This is a genomic window from Arthrobacter nitrophenolicus (genome assembly GCF_045833485.1).
Taxonomy (GTDB): domain Bacteria; phylum Actinomycetota; class Actinomycetes; order Actinomycetales; family Micrococcaceae; genus Arthrobacter; species Arthrobacter nitrophenolicus.
Map to the genome: position 1 here is coordinate 1 of NZ_CP174504.1, position 21,264 is coordinate 21,264.

Annotated in this window: 19 protein-coding genes; 5 read left to right on the top strand and 14 right to left on the bottom strand. The window is 68.7% G+C overall.

Features of this window, described 5'->3' with window-relative positions:
- Positions 1-211: 211 nt before the first annotated feature.
- A complete protein-coding gene (locus ACJJV6_RS00005) occupies positions 212-1,543 on the bottom strand; it encodes an MFS transporter (protein WP_009356518.1) in 1,332 nt (443 codons plus the stop codon).
- Positions 1,544-1,795: 252 nt separating this feature from the next.
- Here ACJJV6_RS00005 and ACJJV6_RS00010 point away from each other — a divergent pair, with 252 nt between their 5' ends.
- The gene (locus ACJJV6_RS00010; protein ID WP_009356517.1) at positions 1,796-2,530 is read left to right on the top strand and encodes an IclR family transcriptional regulator; all 735 of its coding nucleotides are present in this window, start codon (positions 1,796-1,798) and stop codon (positions 2,528-2,530) included.
- 9 nt (positions 2,531-2,539) lie between these two features.
- On the opposite strand, the gene ACJJV6_RS00015 is transcribed toward ACJJV6_RS00010, so the two are convergent.
- The 4 genes from ACJJV6_RS00015 to ACJJV6_RS00030 form a co-directional block, all read right to left on the bottom strand.
- Positions 2,540-3,871: an MFS transporter gene (locus ACJJV6_RS00015; RefSeq protein WP_407709616.1), complete on the bottom strand. Its 1,332-nt coding sequence runs from the start codon at positions 3,869-3,871 to the stop codon at positions 2,540-2,542.
- Positions 3,872-4,005: 134 nt separating this feature from the next.
- Positions 4,006-7,101, bottom strand: coding sequence for an AAA family ATPase (locus ACJJV6_RS00020; protein ID WP_407709617.1), 3,096 nt, complete (start codon positions 7,099-7,101; stop codon positions 4,006-4,008).
- Positions 7,098-8,276, bottom strand: coding sequence for an exonuclease SbcCD subunit D (locus tag ACJJV6_RS00025; RefSeq protein WP_407709618.1), 1,179 nt, complete (start codon positions 8,274-8,276; stop codon positions 7,098-7,100). Before ACJJV6_RS00025 ends, ACJJV6_RS00020 begins: the two co-directional genes overlap by 4 nt.
- A gap of 57 nt (positions 8,277-8,333) precedes the next feature.
- Entirely contained in the window at positions 8,334-9,299 is a 966-nt protein-coding gene (locus ACJJV6_RS00030) for an aquaporin (protein WP_407709619.1), read from the bottom strand.
- Positions 9,300-9,445: 146 nt separating this feature from the next.
- On the opposite strand from ACJJV6_RS00030, the gene ACJJV6_RS00035 reads away from it, so the two are divergent.
- Positions 9,446-10,537: an ADP-ribosylglycohydrolase family protein gene (locus ACJJV6_RS00035; protein WP_354176734.1), complete on the top strand. Its 1,092-nt coding sequence runs from the start codon at positions 9,446-9,448 to the stop codon at positions 10,535-10,537.
- A 34-nt stretch (positions 10,538-10,571) separates the two neighbouring features.
- Here the strand turns inward: ACJJV6_RS00035 and ACJJV6_RS00040 are convergent, their stop codons facing one another.
- Complete coding sequence (locus tag ACJJV6_RS00040) at positions 10,572-11,594, bottom strand: exonuclease domain-containing protein (RefSeq protein ID WP_407709620.1); 1,023 nt, start codon at positions 11,592-11,594, stop codon at positions 10,572-10,574.
- Positions 11,595-11,677: 83 nt separating this feature from the next.
- On the opposite strand from ACJJV6_RS00040, the gene ACJJV6_RS00045 reads away from it, so the two are divergent.
- A complete protein-coding gene (locus tag ACJJV6_RS00045; protein WP_407710528.1) occupies positions 11,678-12,454 on the top strand; it encodes a VTT domain-containing protein in 777 nt (258 codons plus the stop codon).
- A gap of 86 nt (positions 12,455-12,540) precedes the next feature.
- Here ACJJV6_RS00045 and rdgB read toward each other — a convergent pair whose 3' ends face one another.
- From rdgB to clpS, 6 genes are all read right to left on the bottom strand, one after another.
- Positions 12,541-13,197, bottom strand: coding sequence for an RdgB/HAM1 family non-canonical purine NTP pyrophosphatase (gene rdgB, locus ACJJV6_RS00050; protein ID WP_407709621.1), 657 nt, complete (start codon positions 13,195-13,197; stop codon positions 12,541-12,543).
- Positions 13,194-13,952, bottom strand: coding sequence for a ribonuclease PH (gene rph / locus ACJJV6_RS00055; protein WP_354176731.1), 759 nt, complete (start codon positions 13,950-13,952; stop codon positions 13,194-13,196). The genes rdgB and rph overlap by 4 nt, the downstream gene beginning before the upstream one ends.
- Before the next feature lie 65 nt (positions 13,953-14,017).
- Positions 14,018-14,815 carry an MBL fold metallo-hydrolase gene (locus ACJJV6_RS00060; protein WP_009356512.1) on the bottom strand — a complete coding sequence of 266 codons (798 nt, stop codon included), beginning with the start codon at positions 14,813-14,815 and terminating at the stop codon, positions 14,018-14,020.
- Entirely contained in the window at positions 14,812-15,837 is a 1,026-nt protein-coding gene (gene murI, locus ACJJV6_RS00065) for a glutamate racemase (RefSeq protein WP_407709622.1), read from the bottom strand. The genes ACJJV6_RS00060 and murI overlap by 4 nt, the downstream gene beginning before the upstream one ends.
- A 105-nt stretch (positions 15,838-15,942) precedes the next feature.
- Positions 15,943-16,509, bottom strand: coding sequence for a DUF2017 domain-containing protein (locus ACJJV6_RS00070; protein ID WP_133346298.1), 567 nt, complete (start codon positions 16,507-16,509; stop codon positions 15,943-15,945).
- Positions 16,502-16,885: an ATP-dependent Clp protease adapter ClpS gene (gene clpS, locus ACJJV6_RS00075; RefSeq protein WP_407709623.1), complete on the bottom strand. Its 384-nt coding sequence runs from the start codon at positions 16,883-16,885 to the stop codon at positions 16,502-16,504. Before clpS ends, ACJJV6_RS00070 begins: the two co-directional genes overlap by 8 nt.
- Before the next feature lie 157 nt (positions 16,886-17,042).
- Between clpS and ACJJV6_RS00080 the strand changes: the two genes are divergently transcribed.
- The gene (locus ACJJV6_RS00080; RefSeq protein ID WP_407709624.1) at positions 17,043-18,371 is read left to right on the top strand and encodes a nicotinate phosphoribosyltransferase; all 1,329 of its coding nucleotides are present in this window, start codon (positions 17,043-17,045) and stop codon (positions 18,369-18,371) included.
- Complete coding sequence (locus ACJJV6_RS00085) at positions 18,371-18,997, top strand: isochorismatase family protein (protein WP_407709625.1); 627 nt, start codon at positions 18,371-18,373, stop codon at positions 18,995-18,997. Before ACJJV6_RS00080 ends, ACJJV6_RS00085 begins: the two co-directional genes overlap by 1 nt.
- A 59-nt stretch (positions 18,998-19,056) precedes the next feature.
- Here ACJJV6_RS00085 and ACJJV6_RS00090 read toward each other — a convergent pair whose 3' ends face one another.
- Positions 19,057-20,835 carry a DEAD/DEAH box helicase gene (locus ACJJV6_RS00090; protein WP_009356507.1) on the bottom strand — a complete coding sequence of 593 codons (1,779 nt, stop codon included), beginning with the start codon at positions 20,833-20,835 and terminating at the stop codon, positions 19,057-19,059.
- The gene (locus ACJJV6_RS00095) at positions 20,835-21,176 is read right to left on the bottom strand and encodes a DUF3039 domain-containing protein (protein WP_133346554.1); all 342 of its coding nucleotides are present in this window, start codon (positions 21,174-21,176) and stop codon (positions 20,835-20,837) included. Before ACJJV6_RS00095 ends, ACJJV6_RS00090 begins: the two co-directional genes overlap by 1 nt.
- Between the last annotated feature and the right edge of the window lie 88 nt (positions 21,177-21,264).

The window sequence follows — 21,264 nt, forward strand, 5'->3', positions numbered from 1 at the left end:
GGGGGGGGGGGCGGGGGGGCGCGCAACCCCCTCGGCCCCCCACCCGTCGCGGGGGCCCCCCGGGCCCCCCCGGGCCCCTGCCCCCCCCCGGGCCCGGCCCGGCCCGGGGCCCCGCCCGGCAAATTTTTAGGGGGGGGGGCCCCCCCCCCCCGGGGGCCCCCCCCCGCTGCCGGCCTATTGATTATTGCGGCGCTTTTGGCTGCCCTGGTCGCTAGTGGTGGCTGACTCCGAGCGGCCTGCCCTTGGTTTCCTTTGCGAGCACCACGCCAATGGCGGAGATGACGCAGAGCACCATGATGTAGATACCGATGGAACCGGCCCACTTGGTGGTCTGCAGCAGGAACTCGGCGATGGTGGCCGCGAACGCGCCGCCCAGGATCGCGCCGAAGGCATACCCAATGGAAATACCCGAATAGCGGACATTCGCCGGGAACATTTCCGCGTACATCGCGGACATGGGGCCGTAGGAGAGGCCGAGGCCGATCGTGAGGACGAACAGCGCCACGCCGTAGAGCCAGATGTTCTTTGTGTCGATCAGGGCGAACATCGGAATCATCCAGGCGAAGACGATGGCATAGCCGGTGAGGAAGGTCTTGACGCGGCCGATGCGGTCCGAGAGCCACCCGCCTACCAGCGTAAAGATCAGCCAGCCGAAGGAGGCCAGGGTGGTGGCCAGCAGGACCGGCGGGGCAGGCATCTGCAGCGTGCGGGTTGCGTAGGCGATGAAGAACGCGATCAGCAGGTAGCCGGCGGCGTTGTTGGCGATGAAGATCATGGTGGAGTACAGGACCGGCTTCTTGTGGCTGCGGACCAGTTCACCCAGCGGCGCCTTGCTCTCCGCCTTGCGGGCCGCCATCTCCTGGAAGACCGGGCTTTCCGCCACGGCGCGGCGGATGAGGTAACCCACCACGATCAGCACGATGGACAGCAGGAACGGCACCCGCCAGCCCCAGGCGGCGAAGTCTTCCTTGGACATGCTGCTGTTCAGGAAGAACAGCAGGCCCGTGGCCAGGATCATGCCCACGGGAACGCCGATCTGCGGATAGGCGCCGAACAGGCCACGCTTGTTCAGGGGTGCGTGCTCCACGGCCATCAGCGCCGCACCGCCCCATTCGCCGCCGGCCGAGAAGCCCTGGACAATCCGAAGGAGGATCAGCAGGATGGGGGCCCAGGCGCCAATTTGCGCGTAGGTGGGCAGCATGCCGATCAGCGCCGTTGCCGCGCCCATCATCACCAGCGTGAAGACGAGCATGGCCTTGCGTCCCAACCGGTCGCCCAGGTGTCCCGCGACGACGGCGCCAAGCGGCCGGAACAGGAAGCTGATGCCGATCAGGGCAAAGGAGAGGATCTGGGCCAGGCCGGGATTCGATGCGTTCAGCGGCGCAAGGAACAGAGGTGACAGCAGCGTTGCGGTCAGCTGGGCAAAGATGAAGAAGTCGTACCACTCGATGGTGGTGCCTACGAGGGTTCCGGCGAGGACCTTGCGTTCCTCCCGGCGGGTGCTGGGGCCGGCAAGGGTGTCCACCTTGGACGGTGTGGTCATTGAAACTCCATTGTTCATTGGCAGCAGTGCCGCCGGGACGCCTTCAGTATTACCGACAGAACGGTCAGTTAGTTAGTAGGGTACTACGAAATTGTGAGACAAGACACGCCCTGCGTGAACTTTCGTTGAGGGGAGGCCGATGACGCCGGCGTTCCATATGGGAATCCCGGGTTCACATTCCGGAAAAGTGCGGGGACTGGGTCACAATAGGAGCTACGGAACGCAATCAGCCGGCCACCTAGGATGGAACCCATGACTCCCCCCGCTGCAGCCCCTTCAGGAGCCGCGCCGGCGCAGGCTTCCGCGTCCCAGACGCTGTCCAGGGGCATCCGCGCCCTGGAAATCCTCGCCGCCGCCCCCGGGCCGTTGACCATCGCGGAACTGGCCGACGCCATGGGCGTGCACCGGTCGGTTGCCTACCGGATCCTGCGCACCCTTGAGGACCATTCGCTGCTGGTGCGGGACGACGCCGGCAAGGTCCAGCCGGGGCCCGGGCTGGCCGTCCTGGCGCGTGGGGTTTCGCGGAACCTCCAGGCGGCGGCGCTTCCCGAGCTGACCCATTTGGCCAACACCCTGGACATGACAGCCTTCGTCGCTGTGTGGGACCACCACGACTGCATCACCCTTGTGACCGTCGAGCCCAGGCATTCAGGCGCTACAGTGGCACAGCATCCGGGCACCCGGCACCCGATCAACGCCGGCGCCCCGGGCATCGCCATCCAGTCGGCACTCACGGAAGCCGAATGGGACCGGCTGGACACGGGGATCCCCTACCGCCCGGAGGCGGGCGAGGCACGCCGGAAAGGCTACTCGGCCAGCCATGACGAAGTCATTGCGGGCGTCTCCTCGCTGGCAGCCCCGGTCCGGGTACCTGGCGGACGACCGGCCGCACTCGCCGTCGTCTATATCCGTTCCGCCCATGATCCGGAGACCGTGGGGGCCGCCCTTGCCGAAAGTGCCGCCCGGATCGAGCGCCAGCTGGCCTAACGGCAGCTGTCAGTTGGCGGCCTGCCGGGTCCGCAGGACCCGGGCGGCCGCGGCCCCGAGCAGCGCCAGCACCACGGCAGCGCCGACAGGAACCACGAAGGCCGCATGGTGGCCGCCGGCTTCTGCCAGGTAGCCGCCGATGGAGGAGCCAAGCGCTGTTCCCGCCACAATCCCGCTGGCCAGGGCAGTCATGACGGTTCCCAGCCGGCCCGCAGGTGCCAGCACGCCGCCGGCTGCGAACACCGTGACCATGACCGGGCCCACCGGCAGCCCGAGGATGAGCAGGACGGCCACCATGCCGGCGAGCGAGGACGGAACCAGCAGCAGCAGCGCCAGCAGCGCCATCAGCGCCGCAGACAGGGTCCACCGCCGGGAGAGCCCGAACCGCTGGGGCCAGTAGGCAACCGAGAGGGCAGCAGCGGCGGAGCTCAGGCCCATGACGGCATACAGCAGTCCGGCGAGTTCGGATCCTGCCTGGCCGGCCGAAAAGGAGCTCAAGGCAGCCTGCGTGGAGCCGAAGAAGGTTCCCATGCAGACCATGGCCGCCACGGGCAGGGCTACTGCCGCGGGGATCCTGCCGGCGCCCTGGTTGCCCTTGGTCCCGTTGTCGCCCTTGGTCCGTCCCTGGCCTGGCCGGACCGACCGGTGGGTGGGATGGGCGGCGAAGGCGGGAACCAGGATGATGGTCATCGCCGCAGCGAGCGCCAGCGGGAGCCATGGAGCCACGAGGCTGGCGAGGATGCCCACCAGTGCCGGCCCCAGGACAAAAGTCACCTCATCCGCGGTGCTTTCGTAGGACAATGCGGTATCCAGGTCCCGCTTGTTGGCCGTTGCGGGCCCGTGCAGTGTCAGGGCCATCCAGCGGACCCGCGCGAGCGGGCCCACCTGCGGGCAGCTGGCGCCGGCGGCGAACGCGGCGGCAAGGATTGCCGGGTGGAAGCCCCCGGAGCTGCCCAGGCCCGTGGCCGTGAGGATCAAAGCCACCACTGCTGCGGTGTTGATGAGCGCAGAGACCATCAGGACGGGACGCTGCCCCCGCCTGTCGGCCAGGGCACCAAGCACGGGGGCACCAAGGGCTGAGCCGATGCCGACCGCTCCGGCGGCCGTCCCGCCCGCGGCGTAGGAGCCGCTGACGGAGGTGACCATGGTGAGCGTGCCGACGGTGAGCATGGCCAGCGGCAGCCGGGCGAAGAGGCCGATGGGGATGAAGCTGCGGCCGGCCAGGTGGGAGAGCCTGGCGAAGCGCCCCTGCGGTGCAGTTCGTGTACGTTCAGTGCCTGAAGGGGAAACCTGGCCGCGGGTGCTGGAGGTGTCTGTGGACGGGGAGGTTGGTGATGTCATTGCGGGCTCGTTCAGTTCATGCGCATCGTCCCTCCTCCCGATGCGCGCAACCCGGTAACTGGAAAATTATAGCGTGGAAGTCATAGTGCGCCCCCGAATGCCGCCGGGCACCCGCTTCAGGCGGGACTGGCGGATCAGGCTCCCAGATCCGCAGCCTCGGAAATCCGCAGAGTGGACCCGTTCCGGCCTTTCAGCACCTGCAGCTGGGTGCCGATACGCTGCTTCATTTCGCCGACGTGGCTGACGAGCCCCACCACGCGCCCGCCGTCGCGCAGGCCCTCCAGCGCGTCCATGACTTGCTCCAGCGACTGCTCGTCCAGGCTTCCGAATCCCTCGTCCACAAAAAGTGTCTCAATCTCGACGCCGCCCGCTTCCTGCTGCACGACGTCGGCGAGGCCAAGCGCCAGGGACAGGGATGCCATGAAGGACTCGCCGCCGGAGAGGGTGGAGGTATCGCGGCGGCAGCCGGTCCACTGGTCCACCACTTCCAGGCCCAGCCCGGACCTGGCACCCCTGGCGGCCTTGGCATCAGTGTGCTGCAGCAGGTAGCGGCCATCACTCATCGCCACCAGGCGTTCGGACGCCGCGAGGGCCACCTGCTCAAGCCGCGCCGCCAGGACGTAGCTGTTCAGGCTCATCCTGTACGTGTTCTCCCCCCGGCCGGCCGCGGCATCGGCCAGGCCCGCGAGCATCTGCGCATGCTCGGCCGGTCCGCGGACAGATTCCGTCAATGTCTCATACTCCACGCTGATCGCGGCCAATGATTCCTGGCAGCGGCCCGCCATGCCGGCTGCGAGCTGGGCATCCCGCGCTTCCTGGCGGGCAGCGTCCGCGGCGTTACGCAAGGCGGCAAAACGTTGCTCGTCAACGCTGAATCCTGCGGCCTGTTCCTCAAGCGCCAGCACGATGTCCTCCGAGGCGAAGAGCTCGTCAACCCTGGCTGCCTCATCCCGGGCGGCACGGACCTCATCCTCAATGGCGGCTGCCTGGGCGGACGGAAGCAGCTGCTCCCTGGCTTCGCCGGTAGTGGCGAAGCCGGCCTCCGGCAATGCCAGCTCCAGCTGTGCCCGGGCCTCGGCAGCCTGCGCCCGGGCACGATCCAGCTGCGCCCCGGCCTCCACTGCCTTGTCCAGGACAGCCACCGCATCCTCCAAGGACCGCAGCCGGCGGGACAAGGTGCGGTGCCCGCCGCGCAGCTCCGAGAGGGCCTTGTCCAGGGAGGAAGCCTGCCCGGACAGGTCTGCCAGCGAGGCCTTCACCTGATGCAGTTCCGCGTCCATCCCGGCCCTTGACGACTGGGCCGCTGCAAGGCCTGCGTCCAGGGCATCCAGGCGGGTCCGGACTGCCGCAAGCTCCTTGACTGCAGCGTCTGCTTCGGCGGCGGCGGCACGGGCCACGTCCGCGCTTCCAAGGGCGTCGGCTTCGGGGGTGTCCCCGCCCTGGCCCGCGAGGACTGCCACGTGCTGGTTTGCTTCAGCCAGTTCGGCACTGACCAGGGTGAAGGCGGCTTCTGCGGCTTCATACCCGGCGTGGGCTGCGTCCTCCTCCTGGGCGAGGCCCGGACCTCCAGGCCCGGCGGCGGCGGGGGCTGGATGGTCTTCACTGCCGCAGACCGGGCACGGAGCTCCCTCGGCCAGCTGCGCGGCCAGCTCGGCAGCTGCGTTCGCCAGCCGCTCTTCCCGAAGATCCAGCCAGCGGCGTTTGGCTTCCAGCTGGTTCTCGCGGCAGGCGTCATACCGCAGCTTTACGGCGTCACGGGCTGCGGCAGCCGCCGCATGCCGGCGGACAACGTCCAGCAATTCGGTGGCGGCAGCGGCTTCCTTGGTGCGCAGCGCGGCAGTGCCAGCGTGCTGGACCAGCTCGTCCCTGCCCCCGGCGAGCCGGTCGCGTTCTTCCTGGAGCGCCGCCATCCGGCCGTCCAGTCCCGAGATCCCACTTTCCAGTTCCTGTTGCTTCCCGGCCAGCCGGTTCTGCTGCCCGCGGAGGGCCTGCAGCCTGTCCTCGTCCGGCAACCTTGCCTCGACGACGGCCAGAAGCGAGCGCAGACGGCCCAGCTCCCCGGCTGCAGCCGCAGCGCCTGCACCGGCCAGCCCCGCATCCTGCACACCAGCACTGTCCCGGCCAGGTGCTTCGGCCCAGCCCAGTTCCAGCCGGGAAATTTCAGTGCTGTCTTCCACGGCGAGGCGGAGCAGGGTATTGGCAGACTCTGCGGCGCCGGCGGCGCTCCGCACCCTGGCCTCCGCTGCATCAACACCCTTCAGGTGCCCGTCGAGGACGGCTGCCTGCCGGTGGCGCGCCAGGCGGAGGGCCAGGCTTTCCAGCCGGGGCGCGGCTTCCTGGACGGCCGCCCGGCGGGATCCGGCGGCGTCAAGCCGGCGGCACCGCCCTATCCTGGCGCTTTCCTCATCAACGGCACGGGCTTGCGCGCTGCTTTCCGTTTCGGCCGCCTTTGCCACGTCCCTCAGGTGGTCCAGACGTTGCCTCGCCGCATGGCGCAGCCATTCCAGCCGGGCAGCCATATTCTCGGCGAGTGGAGCGTCTGCCGCGTCCAGTTCCACGGCGGCTGCTTCGGATTCAGCGCGTGCAGCGAGGACTTCGAGTTGTCCGGCCAGGGCGGAGACTTTCTCCCTTGCCTCAACCGCCTGGCGGGAAAGTTCCTGTTCCAGGGCCTCAAAACGCTGGGTGCCGAACAGCTTTTGCAGCAGTTCCAGCCGGTCTGCGGCCTTTGACCGCAGGAATGCGGCAAAGTCCCCCTGCGGGAGCATCACCACCCGGGTGAACTGTTCCCGGTCCATGCCGAGCAGGGCCAGGATTTCGGCCCCGGCCTCGTCATTCCGCGCCGATTTCTCCACCCATGCGCCATCCACGAATTCCCGAAGGAGGGTCTTGGCCTGCTGGGTGGTGAACCCGTTCCTGCCCCGCGCACTGGGCTTGTCCCAAGCCGGCGAGCGCGTCACTTCGAACCGCCGCCCCTGTGCGGAGAATTCACAGCTGACGGCCGGCTCCCGGCCCGGTTCAGCATGGTCGCTGCGCAGGCGCTTGCCGTCCTGGCGGGCCCCGGGAACGGACCCGTACAGGGCAAAGCAGATGGCGTCCAGGACGCTGGTCTTTCCGGCGCCGGTGGGCCCGTTGAGGAGGAACAGCCCGTGGCCGCTCAGCCGGTCAAAGTCGATGTCTTCCGTGCCGGCGAAGGGGCCGAATCCGGAAATGCTCAGGTGGTGGATCCTCATCGCAAGCCCTCCAGCAAGCGCACGTTCTCAAGGGCGGCGGCGAGGGCCGCTTCCTCAGCCGCGTCCGGGACGCGGCCGCGCACGTGCTCGAGGAACCCGCAGCACACGGCGAGATCGTCCGGCGCCTCGGCCAGCCTGCTGCTGTAGGTGGCGGCACTGGCGGCAGTCCCGCCCTGAGGCTCGAAGCCCAGGACCAGGGTGTCCGGAAACCGTTCCCGAAGCCGGTCCATTGCCCGGACAGGCCGCTGCGCGTCCGTGAGGGTGATCTGGCAGTAGGCGGTTTCAGCCCACGCGTGTTCCGGCGACTCCAGGAGGTCCTGCAGCGGACCCCGCAGGACGGCCAGGGAGCGTGCCGCTTCGAACAGCACTTCCTCCACTGCCTCGACCCCGTCCGGTCCGATGTCCACCAGCCAGGCCCCTTTCCGGTGCCGCGCCTCCGAAAACGAATAGGCCAGCGGGGATCCGGAATACCGCACTTCAGGGGACAACGCCTGGCGGCCGTGCAGGTGGCCGAGGGCGGTGTAGCTGAAGCCCTCGAAGAGGTCCAGGGGTACGGCACCCACTCCCCCGATGCTGAGGTCGCGTTCACTGTCCGAGCTGATGCCGCCGCTGGCAAACGTGTGGGCCAATACCACCGACTGGATGGGGGCACTGGCCGCACGGCGCGCGATGTCTTCACGGATCAGGCTTGTGGCAGCCCGGGTGACCTCGAAGTGGCTGGCCGTCTGCACGCCCAGCTGCCCCGCGACAAGCCGGGGTTCAAGCCAGGGGATGCCGTAGATGGCCAGAGTGGCTTCCTTCCCTGCCCGGTCCGCGCCGAGTGGCAGCAGCAACGGCTCGTCCAGGTTCTCCACGCGGGTCCGGAGGTGCACTCCCCCGCGTTCCAGCAGCCGGGCGGCAAAGCCAAGGCGGATGGCGGAGTCGTGGTTTCCACTGGTGAGGACCACCTTGGCGCCGGCCGACGTCAGCCGGACCAGGGCCTCGTCCAGCAGGTGGACCACGTCCACGCCCGGCAGTGCGCGGTCGTAGACATCACCGGCGATCAGGACGACATCCACCTGGTGCCCGGCCACCGCCTCCACGAGCTGGTTGATGAAGGCGCGCTGGGACTCCAGCATGCCCACGCCGTGGAAGGAGCGGCCCAGGTGCCAGTCCGATGTGTGTAGTAACCGCATATTCCCAAGCTATCCGGAGCCACTGACAGTTTGCGTCACCGCCGCAGCTGCCCGCGTTCAGCCCCTCTTGCCCTCGAAGAATTCCTGCGCCTCGCTGGCGCCGCCGTCGCTGTCCTTCCGGGACACTGCCACGCCCCCCGTCGGGGCAGCCACGGGCGCCGCGTCGCCTTCGTCGTCGGACACGTCGGACACGTCGGACACGTCGGACCCGGTGGACCCGCCGGATTCTGCGCCCGGCCCCGAAGCCGGGACTGCGTGTTCGCCTGCCTGCTCACCCGCCCGGAAAGTGCGGAACACCAGGCCGGCGACGGCGGCACCGGCCAGCGGCGCGGCAAGGAAAACCCACAGCTGTTCCAGCGCCCAGCCGGAGCTGAAGAACGCGGATGCCGCGGCACGTGCCGGGTTGAACGGGAGATTGCCCACCGCCTGTCCCAGCTGCAGCAGGGCCGCAAACGTCAAACCCACGGCGACCGGCGCGGCGGCGCTGTTGGCCCGGCCGCGGGCGGCCGCGCCGAGGAACACGGAGACGATGATGGCGGCGCCGATGACCTCCAGCAGCAGCACAGCGGCCAGTGGCGCCTGGACGATGGAGTGCTCGCCGAAGCCGGCGGTGACTGTGTCGAACGCCGTGCGGCTGTCCGCGATCCCGGGAAGGGTCCGCAGGACCGCGTAAAGCGCCAGCGCTCCGAGTGACGCCCCGGCAAGCTGGGCCGCCACGTAGGCGGCCGCAGCCCCGGCGCGGATGCGTCCCGCCAGGAGGTGGCCCAGGGTGATGGCCGGGTTGAAGTGGCCGCCAGAGACGTGTCCGAACGCCAGCATTGCGGCGGTCACGGCCAGGCCGGCGGCGAGGGCTGCAGGCATCGGGCTGGACTGCGGGATACTGAACAGCGGCACCCCCAGGCCGGTGACGGCCAGGATCAGGCTGCCGAATCCCTCGGCGGCGAGCCTGGGGAACAGGCCGGGCCGGGAAGCGTCCGGGCTGCCGGTCAGGGCGTCGGGTCGGGCTGGAACGGGGGTGCTCATCGTGGAACCTTCAGGTCGGTGTTCATGCGGGTGCTGCCGCCGGGCAACCTGAGCATTATTCCAGCCCAGGCTGGAGGTTTGCTGGGGGCCCCGGAGCGAACAAGACGCCGGCGGGACCGGCCCGGGCGCCACGGTAAATTTACTGCATGAGCATCCACACCGGGGCACCCGCGCCCACTTTGAAGTCACGCATCCACGGTTCCCTGCTGGGCGGCGCGCTGGGTGACGCGCTGGGTTACGCGGTGGAGTTCGACGGCATGGACGAGATCCGGCGCCGCTTCGGCGCTGACGGGCTCACCGGTTTCGAAGCACTGTCCGGCGGCAGCCACTTCTCCGACGATACCCAACTGACGCTCTACACCGTGGACGGGCTGGTGGAGGCGCTGGAATGGGCCAACTCGGGCGTGGGGGCGGACGTCAATGCGTGCCTCTGGCTCGCCTACCTGCGGTGGCTGGCCACACAGGGCGAACCAGCCCCCGCCTCGGCTCCCGTGCCCCAGCCCCGCTGGATCGATGGACACACCGTGCTGCACCAGCGCCGGAACCCGGGCAGGGCCTGCATCTCAGGGCTGGCGACCGGCGAGATGGGTACCGCGGTGCGCCCCGTCAATCCGGAGTCGAAGGGGTGCGGCACGGTGATGCGGTCGGCACCGTTCGGGCTGGTCCCGCACATCACGCCCGACGCCGTGTACAAGCTAAGTGCCGATGCCGCCTCCCTCACGCACGGCCATCCGTCCGCCCGGCAGAGCGCCGGGATCTTCAGCCTCCTGGTCCACAGGCTGGTCTCGGGCGAAGGCCTGGCGGAGGCGGCGGCCGGCGTCACGGCCCATGCCGCAACCATCACCGGAGTGGCCCCCGAACTGCCGGAACGGCTGCAGGCGGCGCTCCAGCTTGCGGACAAAGGCATCGTCCGGCCGGAGGAACTGACGCAGGTGCTGGGCGGAGGCTGGGTGGCCGAGGAGGCGCTCGCTCTCGCACTGTACGCCGTGCTGGCCACCACGCCGGATGACTCTGACGGGCCGGACACACCGGCGGTCCGGCACTTTCGCGACGCCATAACCCTGGCCGTCAACCATGGCGGCGACAGCGACTCCACCGCCTCCGTGGCCGGCAACATCCTCGGCGCCTACTACGGCGAGGACTGCCTGCCCGGCGACTGGCTTGAAGCGCTGGAGGCCCCTGACGTTATCCGCGGGATGGCCGACCTCCTGGTGCGCGTCACCACCGGCGAAGGCTGATGCCGGCGGCCGCCGGACCAGCCGCATGTTCCACCTAAACGGTGGCTGGTTCTGCGCCGGCCACCATCTGAAGGAACTCGCCCTCGGACAGCACCTCAATCGCCTGGCCCCGCTCATGGAGCTCCAGGACGCGGCGCGCTTTGCCGGTCAGCCTGCCCGAGCGGAGGTCCGAGGCCACGAAGCCGTCACCGACCACCAGGACGGTGGTACGCCCGGTCACCCGGCTTTCGGTCCGTGCCCCCACTTCGGCGCTCATGACCTTGGCCTCCGGGCGCCCGATGCACAGCTGACCCGTGAAGACGACGGTCTGGCCGAACAGCGGATGGCCCGGCCCGGCGTCGGGGTTGGGTTCGGGGTTGATGCCTTCCTCGGGCCAGCCGGCGCGGAACGGGCGGGCCAGCGCCGCACCGTTGCCGGTTGCTCCCGGCAGGGACATGCCGGCGACGGCGGCAAGGCTGGGTTTGGAGAGCGGATCCACTGCGGGGTCAAAGGCCTGCTGGCGCGGCACCGCGAGGCCCAGGGAGAGGTAAAGTTCGGCGATGCTGTTGGCGTTGTTCCGGCGGGCGATGTCGATGAGGATGCCGGCGCAGGCCCGGGCGTCCTCCGCGGCGTCGTGGTGCTTGACCAGCGGCACGCCGGCTTCTTCCGCGGCGAACGGCAGCGAGTTGGACACCAGTGAATAACACCGCCGCGAGAGCATCACGGTGCAGACGTAATCGTAGGCCGGGCCGGGAAGGCCGGAGACCTCCAGGGCGGAGCGGATCACGCCCAGGTCGAACGCCGCGTTGTGGGCCGCCAGCACGTCGTCGCCGATGAAGGCACCAATTTCGGCGAACACGTCCCCGAACCGCGGCCGGTCCGCGACGTCCGCGGCACTGATGCCGTGGATCCGGACGTTGTGGAAATCGAAATGGTCGTGGTTCCGCGGCGGGCGCATCAGCCACGAGGCCTCGTCCACGATCCGGCCGCCCCGCACCTTGGTGAGCCCCACTGCGCAGGGAGAGCCCCTGAAGCCGTTCGCCGTCTCGAAGTCGATCGCAGTAAAGTCCAAACCCACGGCCCCCACCTTACCGCCGCCTGCCCCCGGGGCCCTGCAGGCACAGGCCCGTCAAGTACCCTTGAAGGGTGAACTTTCCTGTGATGAACGACCTCGCCGTGTCCATGCTGGGCGGGGCAGGACCGGTCCAGCCGCAGCTGGCCTCCTTCCTGCCCGACTGGCTGAACCCCCAAGTCTTCCTGGCCGATCCAGCCCTTGCCCCGTGGGTGGTCCTATTGGTCTGCGGCATCGTCTTCGCGGAAACCGGCCTGCTGGTGGGGTTCTTCCTGCCCGGCGACTCCATGCTGTTCACCGCCGGCCTGCTGGTGGCCACCGACACCATCAAGTTCAACATCTGGCTGTTCGCACTGCTGATTGTGATTTCCGCCATCATCGGCAACCAGACCGGCTACTTCATCGGTTCCAAAGCGGGCCCGGCCATCTTCAACAAGCCCAACTCCAGGCTCTTCAAGCGCGAGAACGTTGAGAACGCACACGCCTTTTTCGAGAAGCACGGCGGGAAGGCGCTGATCCTTGCCCGGTTCGTTCCCATCATCCGTACGTTCGTCCCGGTCATCGTGGGTGTGGCCCAGATGAGCCGCAAGAAGTTCTTCCTCTACAACGTCATTGGTGCCCTGCTCTGGGGCGGCGGCGTCACCCTGCTGGGCTACATCCTGGGCGACCGCATCCCGTGGATCCGGGACAACCTGGACATCATCTTCATCGCCATCGTGCTAGTTTCGGTCCTGCCGATCGGCATCGAGGTACTCCGCGGCCTGTCCGCCAGGCGCCAGGCAGCAGCCTACGGTACCGACCCCGTGGACGAATTCATCGAGGAGCATGCTCCCGAGGACGAGCAAAAGACGCGGCGCCTTCCCTAAAAGAGCCAATTAAAGCAGAGGGTTCGTTTCCCCGGCCGGGGAAACGAACCCTCTGCTTTTAATTCAGCGGCTAAGGCAGGGTCACGTCAGGAATCCGCGGCCTGCAGGGCCTCCACGATCGACGGCAGCAGCGCACGGAAGGCCTTGCCGCGGTGGCTGATGGCGTTCTTCTCCTCTGCGGAGAGCTCCGCGCAGCTGCGCTGCTCCCCCGTCGGCTGGAGCACGGGATCGTAGCCGAAGCCTCTCCCGCCCCGCGGCTCGCGGAGCAGGATGCCTTCGAGCTGCCCGTACTCCACCACTTCCCGCCCCGGGTTGCCGTCCGTTGCCGGCACGGCAAGGGCGGCCGCGCACACGAACGCCGCACCACGGTGCCGGTCCGGAACGTCCGAAAGCTGGTTGAGCAGGAGCGCAAGGTTCGCGGCGTCGTCGCCGTGGCTGCCGGACCACCGCGCGGAAAAGATGCCCGGAGCCCCTCCCATGACGTCGACGGCGAGCCCGGAATCGTCCGCGATGGCCACCAGGCCGGTGGCATCGGCAACGGCCCGTGCCTTCAGCAGCGAGTTCTCGGCGAACGTCACGCCGGTTTCGACGACGTCGGGGGCACCTGCCGCCGCCGCGTCCACCACCTGCGTGTCGACGTCGAGCCCCGGAACCTGGCCGCGCAGCAGCTCACGCAGCTCCCGGAGTTTGCCCTTGTTGTGCGTGGCGAGGACCAGCCGGGGGCCGGCGCCGGCCGCGCTCACAGGGTGTCTGCCAGGGTCTCACGCTGGATGGCCGCAAGCTGGGTGGTGCCCAGCAGGGCCAGGTCCAGGAGCTTGTCCAGCTCCTCGCGGTCGAACGGCGCGCCCTCGGCAGTGCCCTGCACCTCAACGAACTTGCCGGAACCGGTGACCACCACGTTCATGTCGGTCTCCGCACGGACGTCCTCGACGTACGGCAGGTCCAGCATGGGCACGCCGTCGATGATGCCCACGGAGACGGCTGCGATGGTGTCGATCAGCGGCTGCGCGCTCTTGGCGATGAGCTTGTTGTCGCGGGCGAAGCGGATGGCATCGGCAAGGGCCACGTACGCGCCGGTGATGGCGGCCGTACGGGTTCCGCCGTCAGCCTGCAGGACATCGCAGTCCAGCACGATGGTGTTTTCGCCGAGGGCTTTGGTGTCGATGATGGACCGCAGGGACCGGCCGATGAGCCGCGAGATTTCGTGTGTGCGGCCGCCGATCTTTCCCTTGACGGACTCCCGGTCGGAGCGGGTGTTCGTTGCCCGCGGCAGCATGGCGTACTCGGCCGTGACCCAGCCCCGGCCCTCACCCTTCAGCCAGCGGGGGACGCCGGCGGTCAGGGAGGCGGTGCACAGGACCCTGGTGTTGCCGAATTCGATCAGCGCCGAACCCTCAGCCTGGTTGGACCATCCGCGCGTGATGCTGATGGGCCGGAGCTGGTCCGGGGCGCGGCCGTCGGCACGCACGATGGGCACTGCAGTTGCTTCAGAAGTCATGCCTTTAGCTTATCCACTGCTGCCTGCACCGGCAGTTCCCGCAGGGCAGCCCGGCAGGCGGGGGGTCAGATGGTGTAATGCACTCCGGCGACCGCCACGGCCACGTCCCCTGCAAACACCGGACGCGCCTCCGCCATCACGGTGGTCTGGGACGTCCACACCGGGATGTGCGTCAGCAGGAGGCGGCGGGCACCCGCCGCCGTGGCGGCCTCGCCGGCGCGCTTGCCGGTCAGGTGGACATCCTTGATGCCGTTGTCCCGGCCCTCCTCGAAGGCGGCCTCGCACAGGAACAGGTCCGCGTCCTTGGCTGCCTCCTCCAGCCCGGCACACGAATCGGTGTCGCCGGAATAGGTCAGGGTGCGGGAGACCATGGTGCCGTCCTTGTCCGGTTCCACCACCTCCACCCGGAGGGCATAGGCCTCCTCGATGGGATGGTTCACGGCGAAGGGCGTCACGGTGAACGGGCCCACGGTCACCGGCTCGCGCTCGGTCCAGTTGGTGAAGTCGAATTCCTCGTGCATGCCGGGGTCAAGGTCCAGGCCATAGGCCGTGGCCATCCGGTCGGCAGTGGCGGCAGGCCCCCAGACGGGAATCCGCCCGCGTCCCCAGCCGCCCGGCTTCCAGCGGATGGCGACGTGCAGGCCGCACAGGTCCATGCAGTGGTCCGGGTGCAGGTGGGTGAGGAAGATCGCGTCAATGTCTTCGAGGTCCGTGTAGCGCTGGATGGCCCCCAGCGCGCCGCTGCCGAGGTCCATCACCACCTTCCACGTCCGCTCCCCGTCCGTGGCGGTCAGGAGGTAGCACGACGCCGGCGAACCGGGCCCCGGGAACGAGCCGGTACAGCCCACGATGGTCAGTTTCACAGCGCCGGACCCCCGGCGCGGCCTGCGTCCGCGAGGCCTCCCACGAAGTTGGAGATCCGGGGCCGGCTGGCGGCGCTCCGGGCTGCGGCGATCATTTCCGGCGTGATGCGCGCCAGGCTGCCGGTGGGGTACTGCGCCGCCACATGGTCCACGTGGCGGACGGACAGCACCTCGGGGCCGAGGAACCTGCGGGCCAGGGACTCGAACTGGCCGGCGTCGCCCGTTGCCACGAAGTGGTGCTCCGGCGGTGTTCCGGCGCTGCGCTGGAGGTTGTGCGTCGCCAGAGCACGGTACACGTCCTTGGCGGTTTCCTCGGCACTGGAGACCAGCGTGACGTCGGCCCCCATGACGTAGGAGATGACGCCGGTGAGCAGGGGGTAGTGGGTGCAGCCCAGCACCACGGTGTCCACCTCCGCGGCCTTCAGCGGCGCCAGGTATTCCTCGGCGACTGCCAGCAGGGCGGGCCCGGTGGTGATGCCGGCCTCCACGTAGCTGACGAACTCCGGGCAGGCCACGGACGTGATGGAGAGGTCCGGGGCGGCAGCGAAAGTATCCTCGTACGCCCGCGATCCAATGGTTGCAGACGTCCCGATGACGCCCACGCGTCCGGTGCGGGTGGCGGCAACGGCGCGGCGGACCGCCGGCTGGATCACTTCGATGACCGGGATGCCGTACTTGGCCGTGTACCGTTCGCGGGCGTCCCGGAGCACCGCGGCCGACGCCGAGTTGCAGGCGATGGTCAGCAGCTTGACGCCGGAGTCCACCAGTTCGTCCATCACGCCCAGGGCGTTGGCCCGGACTTCCGCGATGGGCAGGGGACCGTAGGGCCCGTTGGCGGTGTCCCCCACGTACAGGATGGACTCGTTGGGAAGCTGGTCGATGATGGAGCGGGCCACGGTGAGGCCCCCTACACCGGAATCGAATACACCGATGGGGCGCGCTTCCAGGGCGGCGGCCTGTAGGTCGTCCGCTTCGGATGCCTGCCCGGCTGCCGGCGGATCCATGCTCGAGGCTGTTGTCATGATTATTCGAGGATAGGTGCTCCCCGATGCCTCAGCCATCATCTTGTGGCCTGTGACTCATGTCTAATTTGTCACACGGCGCCGGGACCGGGCGGCCCGGATTCCTCAACGCCGCGTTTCCAGCGACTGCAGCATCGCCTGCACCAGTGATTCCTGCAGCCAGGTGGCGAAGTTGTAGACCAGGGCCAGATAGCTCTCCACGTCCTCGGCCTGGGACCAGTCCTGCATCAGGTGGACATGTTCGGCGTCCTCCTCGTCCCGGATGTCCAGGCGCTCGGCCAGGACCAGGCGGACATCGTTCAGTGCCATGGACCAGTGCTTCGCCCCCTCGGGAGTCAGCACGATTTCGTCTTTGTCCAGGTCCAGCGCGGCCGCGCGCAGCGCGCCGATCTTCGTTTCCCGGAGCGAGCGCTCGGTGAGCTGGCGGAACTCGAGGGAGGCGGCGCCGTCGTCCTTCACCACGTTGGGGAGCAGGCGCTTGACGGCCCGGTCCGTCGGTTCGGCAACGTCCATGTCCAGCCCGATGAGCGCTGCCAGCGGATCCTGGCCTGCGCGCTCCTCCGGCTGGAGCATGGAGATGACGTCGTCGATCAGGCTGCGCAGGAGCTCGCGTTCGGCGGGTTCGAGGTAGCCGGTAATGCCCTTGAGGCCATACTTGAATGCCTTAGCCACGTTTCCCCTTGCCCTGGCCCGGTCCGCCGGACTTCCCGGAGTTGCCGCCGGGGCCGCCGCTCGCTCTCTCCACTGTGGCCCACAGGCCGAACCCGTGCATGGCCACAGCGTGCCGTTCCACCTGTTCCTTGCTGCCGTGCGCAACGATCGAGCGGCCCTTCCTGTGGACCTCCATCATGAGCTTGTTCGCCTTGCTCTCCGAGTAGCCGAAGTAGCTTTGGAACACGTAGCTGACGTAGCTCATGAGGTTGACGGGATCGTTCCAGATCACCAGGTTCCAGGGGATGTCCGGGGCGGTCAGGGAGTCTGTGGCCTCCGCTGTTCCGGTCCGGGTGCCCTCCTGCGTCTCAGGGCCGAGCGCAACGCTTAAGGTCATCTGTCCATTCTATGGGGATGCGGACCCCACGCCGCCGAGGGCCCCGCCCGCGAAGCGCGTGGGAGCCGTGGGAGCCGGTGGGTGGGCCCACACTGGCGAGGGACCCGCGGCGAAGCGGAGCAAGACGTGGGAGCCGGTGGGGACTAGAGTGACTTTCGTGAGTACCACTGCCGGCTGGGACCATCCCCGCACGTCTTTTTACACCGACCACTACGAGCTGACCATGCTGCAGGCGTCGCTCCATTCCGGAGCTGCGCACCGCAAGTCCGTGTTCGAGGCGTTCGCCCGGCGGCTGCCGGACGGGCGGCGCTACGGGATCGTGGCCGGTACGGGCCGGCTCCTGGAGGGCATCGCCAACTTCCGGTTCGGCGCGACGGAACTGGACTTCCTGGCCCGCACCGGAGTGGTCAACGACCAGACGTTGGAGTACCTGGCGTCCTACCGCTTTTCCGGCGACATCTGGGGCTACGCCGAGGGCGAGGCGTACTTCCCCAACTCGCCCATCCTGATCGTGGAGGGCACGTTCGCCGAGGCGTGCATGCTGGAGACCTACATCCTGTCAGTCCTCAACCATGACAGCGCCATCGCCTCGGCCGCCTCGCGGATGGTCAGCGCCGCACACGGCCGCCCCTGCATCGAGATGGGCTCCCGCCGCACCCACGAGGAAGCTGCGGCGTCCGCCGCCCGCGCCGCCGTCATTGCCGGGTTCGACAGCACGTCCAACCTCGAGGCGGGCGCCCGGTACGGCATCAAGACCGTCGGCACCGCCGCGCACTCCTTCACCCTGCTGCACGACACCGAGCGGGACGCTTTCGAGGCCCAGATCGCGGCACTCGGCGAGGGCACGTCCCTCCTTGTGGACACGTACGACGTCGAGGCCGCCGTCCGCACGGCCGTGGACCTGGCGGGTCACCGGCTGGGCGCCGTCCGGCTGGACTCGGGCGACCTCGTGGACCAGGCGCAGTGGGTGCGCCGGCTCCTGGACGACCTCGGCAACGAGGACACCAAGATCGTGGTCACCTCGGACCTGGACGAGTACGCCATCGCCGCGCTGCAGTCCGCGCCGGTGGACTCCTACGGCGTGGGAACGTCCCTCGTGACAGGCTCCGGTGCGCCCACAGCCAGCATGGTCTACAAGCTCGTGAGCCGCACGGACGACGACGGCAACTTCGTCTCGGTGGCCAAGGCCGCCAAGAACAAGGCCAGCGTAGGCGGACGCAAGTACGCGCTGCGGAAAATGAACGAACACGGCATTGCCACCGCCGAGATTGTGGGCGTCGGCCGCCGGCCGGATGATGACGGCAACGACCGGCCGCTGCTGCAGCAGTTCATGAAGAACGGTGAACTGGTCCCCGGGTGGACCGGCCATGAAGGCGTCCTCCGGGCGCGCCAGCGGCACGCAGACTCGATGGCCGAACTGCCGCCGGTGGTCAACCGCCTCCAGCGCGGCGAGGCCGCCATCCCCACCATCTACGAGGAGAACTGATGTCGCGTGCGCTAATCATCGTCGATGTCCAGAACGACTTCTGCGAGGGCGGTTCCCTGGCTGTCCAGGGCGGCGCTGCCGTGGCGGGGGCCATCAGCGAATACGTGGACGCCCACCACAACGAGTTCGACCACATCGTTGCCACCCAGGACTGGCACATCGATCCGGGCAGCCACTTCTCGGACACCCCCGATTACAAGGACAGCTGGCCGCCGCACTGCGTCGCGGGCACCCGGGGCGCCGAACTGCATCCGGACCTGGACACGGAGTACATCCAGGCGTACTTCCAGAAGGGCCAGTACGCGGCTGCCTATTCAGGCTTCGAAGGGCTCCTGGCGCCTGAGGATGCTGTCCCCACCGGCGAACGCCAGCCCGGCGGCGCCGACACCAGCCGGTTCGCCCCCGACGAGGACGCGATCGGCCTGGATGACTGGCTGCAAAGCCACGACGTCGAGGACGTTGTGGTGGTGGGCATCGCCACCGACTACTGCGTCCGGGCCACGTCACTGGACGCCGTCCAGGCGGGCTACTCCGTCACGGTGATCCGGTCCCTGACCGCCGGCATTGCCGAGGACCTTGAAGAGGCTGTTGCCGAGATGGAACTCGGCGGCGTCGACGTTTCCTGAAGCTGAACGCAGGAGTGGCCCGGTGCGCTGCGCCGGGCCACTCGTGTCTCAAATCACCGCTACTTGCGGCCGATAAACCAGTCCTGGAGCTTCCTCAGCCGCGCCTGCAGCTGCTCCTCGTTGGCCTGCGCCACGGCGGGGCCGCCGCACACGGTCCGGAGCTTGGTGTGGATGACACCGTGCGGCGTGCCGGTCCGCGCGGACCAGGCCGCCACGTTCTTGGCGAGCTCGTTCCGCAGGTCCATGAGCATCCGGTGGTCCGGGACGGCAGGTGCGGCAGCTTCGGCCGCGGGTGCCTTCCGGTTCTTCCGGTTGAGCTGCTCATGCTGGCGCTGGCGCAGGAGCGTGCCCACCTGCTCCGCGTCCAGCAGGCCGGGGATGCCCAGGAAGTCCAGCTCGTCGTCGGACCCCACCTCGCCGCCCGTGCCAAACTCGCCGCCGTCGAAGAGCACGCGGTCGAAGGAGGCCTGTGAGTCCAGCGCCTCGAACTTGCCCTTGGTGAGGCTGTCCGAGGCCTTGTCCTCGCGGTTGGCCTCCGCCATCAGCGAGTCCTCGGGGTTGAACAGGCCGTCCCCGTCCTCCTTCTCCGGACGGTCCAGGGCATGGTCCCGTTCCGCCTCCATGGAGTTGGCCAGTGCCATCAGCTGTGGCACCGAAGGCAGGAAGACTGACGCCGTTTCACCCCGTTTCCGTGCGCGCACGAAGCGGCCCACGGCCTGGGCGAAGAACAGCGGCGTGGAGGTTGAGGTGGCGTAGACGCCGACGGACAGCCTGGGAACGTCCACGCCTTCGGACACCATGCGGACCGCCACCATCCAGCGGGTCTCGCCCGCCGAGAACTCCTCGATCTTGCTCGAGGCCTTGGCGTCGTCGGAGAGGATGACGGTGGGTGACTCCCCCGTGATCCTCTTCAGCTGGCCGGCGTAGGCCCGGGCGTCCTCGTGGTCCGTGGCAATGACCAGGCCGCCGGCGTCGGGGACGGTGCGCCGGACCTCGGTCAGGCGCTTGTCAGCCCCGGCCAGCACGGCAGGAATCCACTCGCCTGCCGGGTTCAGGGCAGTCCGCCAGGCCTGGGACGTGATGTCCTTGGTGACGGCGGCCTCGCCCAGCGACGCCGCCATTTCCTCACCGGCGCTGGTGCGCCAGCGCATCTGGCCGGAGTAGGCCATGAAGATCACCGGCCGGACCACATGGTCCCGCAGGGCGTTGCCGTAGCCGTAGGTGTAGTCGGCCTTGGAACGGCGGATGCCGTCCCTGTCCTCCGCGTACTCAACGAACGGGATGGGCGAGGTGTCGGAGCGGAACGGGGTACCGGTCAGGGACAGCCGGCGCACCGCCGGGTCGAAGGCTTCGCGGAGGCCGTCGCCCCAGGAGAGGGCCTCGCCGCCGTGGTGGATTTCGTCCAGGATCACCAGCGTGCGTGCTGCTTCCGTCTTGGCCCGGTGCAGCAGCGGTTTGCTGGCCACCTGGGCGTACGTGACGGCAACCCCGATGAACCCGCGGCCGTGCTGGCCGTCGGAGTTCTTGAAGTTGGGGTCGATGGCGATGCCCACCCGCGCGGCAGCGTCGGCCCACTGCCGCTTGAGGTGGTCCGTGGGCGCCACGATGGTCACCCGGTTCACGGCGCCCGAATCGATCAGCGTCGACGCGATCCGCAGGGCGAAGGTGGTCTTACCGGCGCCGGGGGTTGCCACCGCCAGGAAGTCGCGGGGGCTGTTCCGGAGATAAAGGTCGAGGGCTTCCTGCTGCCAGGCACGGAGTTTCGGGGCGGTTCCCCAGGCTGCGCGTTCCGGGTAAGCCGGAGGCAGGGTGGGGCCGCCAAAGAGCGTCTCCGTCACTACTTGTTGTTGCCCGAGTCCCCTCCGGGACCCTTGCCGCCGTCGTTGCCCGGGCGGAGGCCGTCATAAACCTCTTTGCACGTGGGGCATACCGGGAACTTCTGCGGATCCCGGCCCGGCGTCCAGACCTTGCCGCACAGGGCGATGACAGGCTCGCCGGTCAGCGCGGACTCCATGATTTTTTCCTTGCGCACGTAGTGCGAAAAGCGCTCCCGGTCCCCGGGCTCCACTTCCTGGCGCAGTTCCTCGCGCTCAATGGTGGCTGTGGACGATCCAGCCCCGGAAAGCTCGCGCATCGGGTCGTTGTCGAGGGGGTCCGTCATGCTAGTCATGCCAACCATCTTAGCTGTTCCGGTGGCCGGGAGTCCGACGGCGGCCCCGGCGCGTGCGGCCGGATGCGGCTGTGCGGCGCCCACCGCCGTCGTGCCT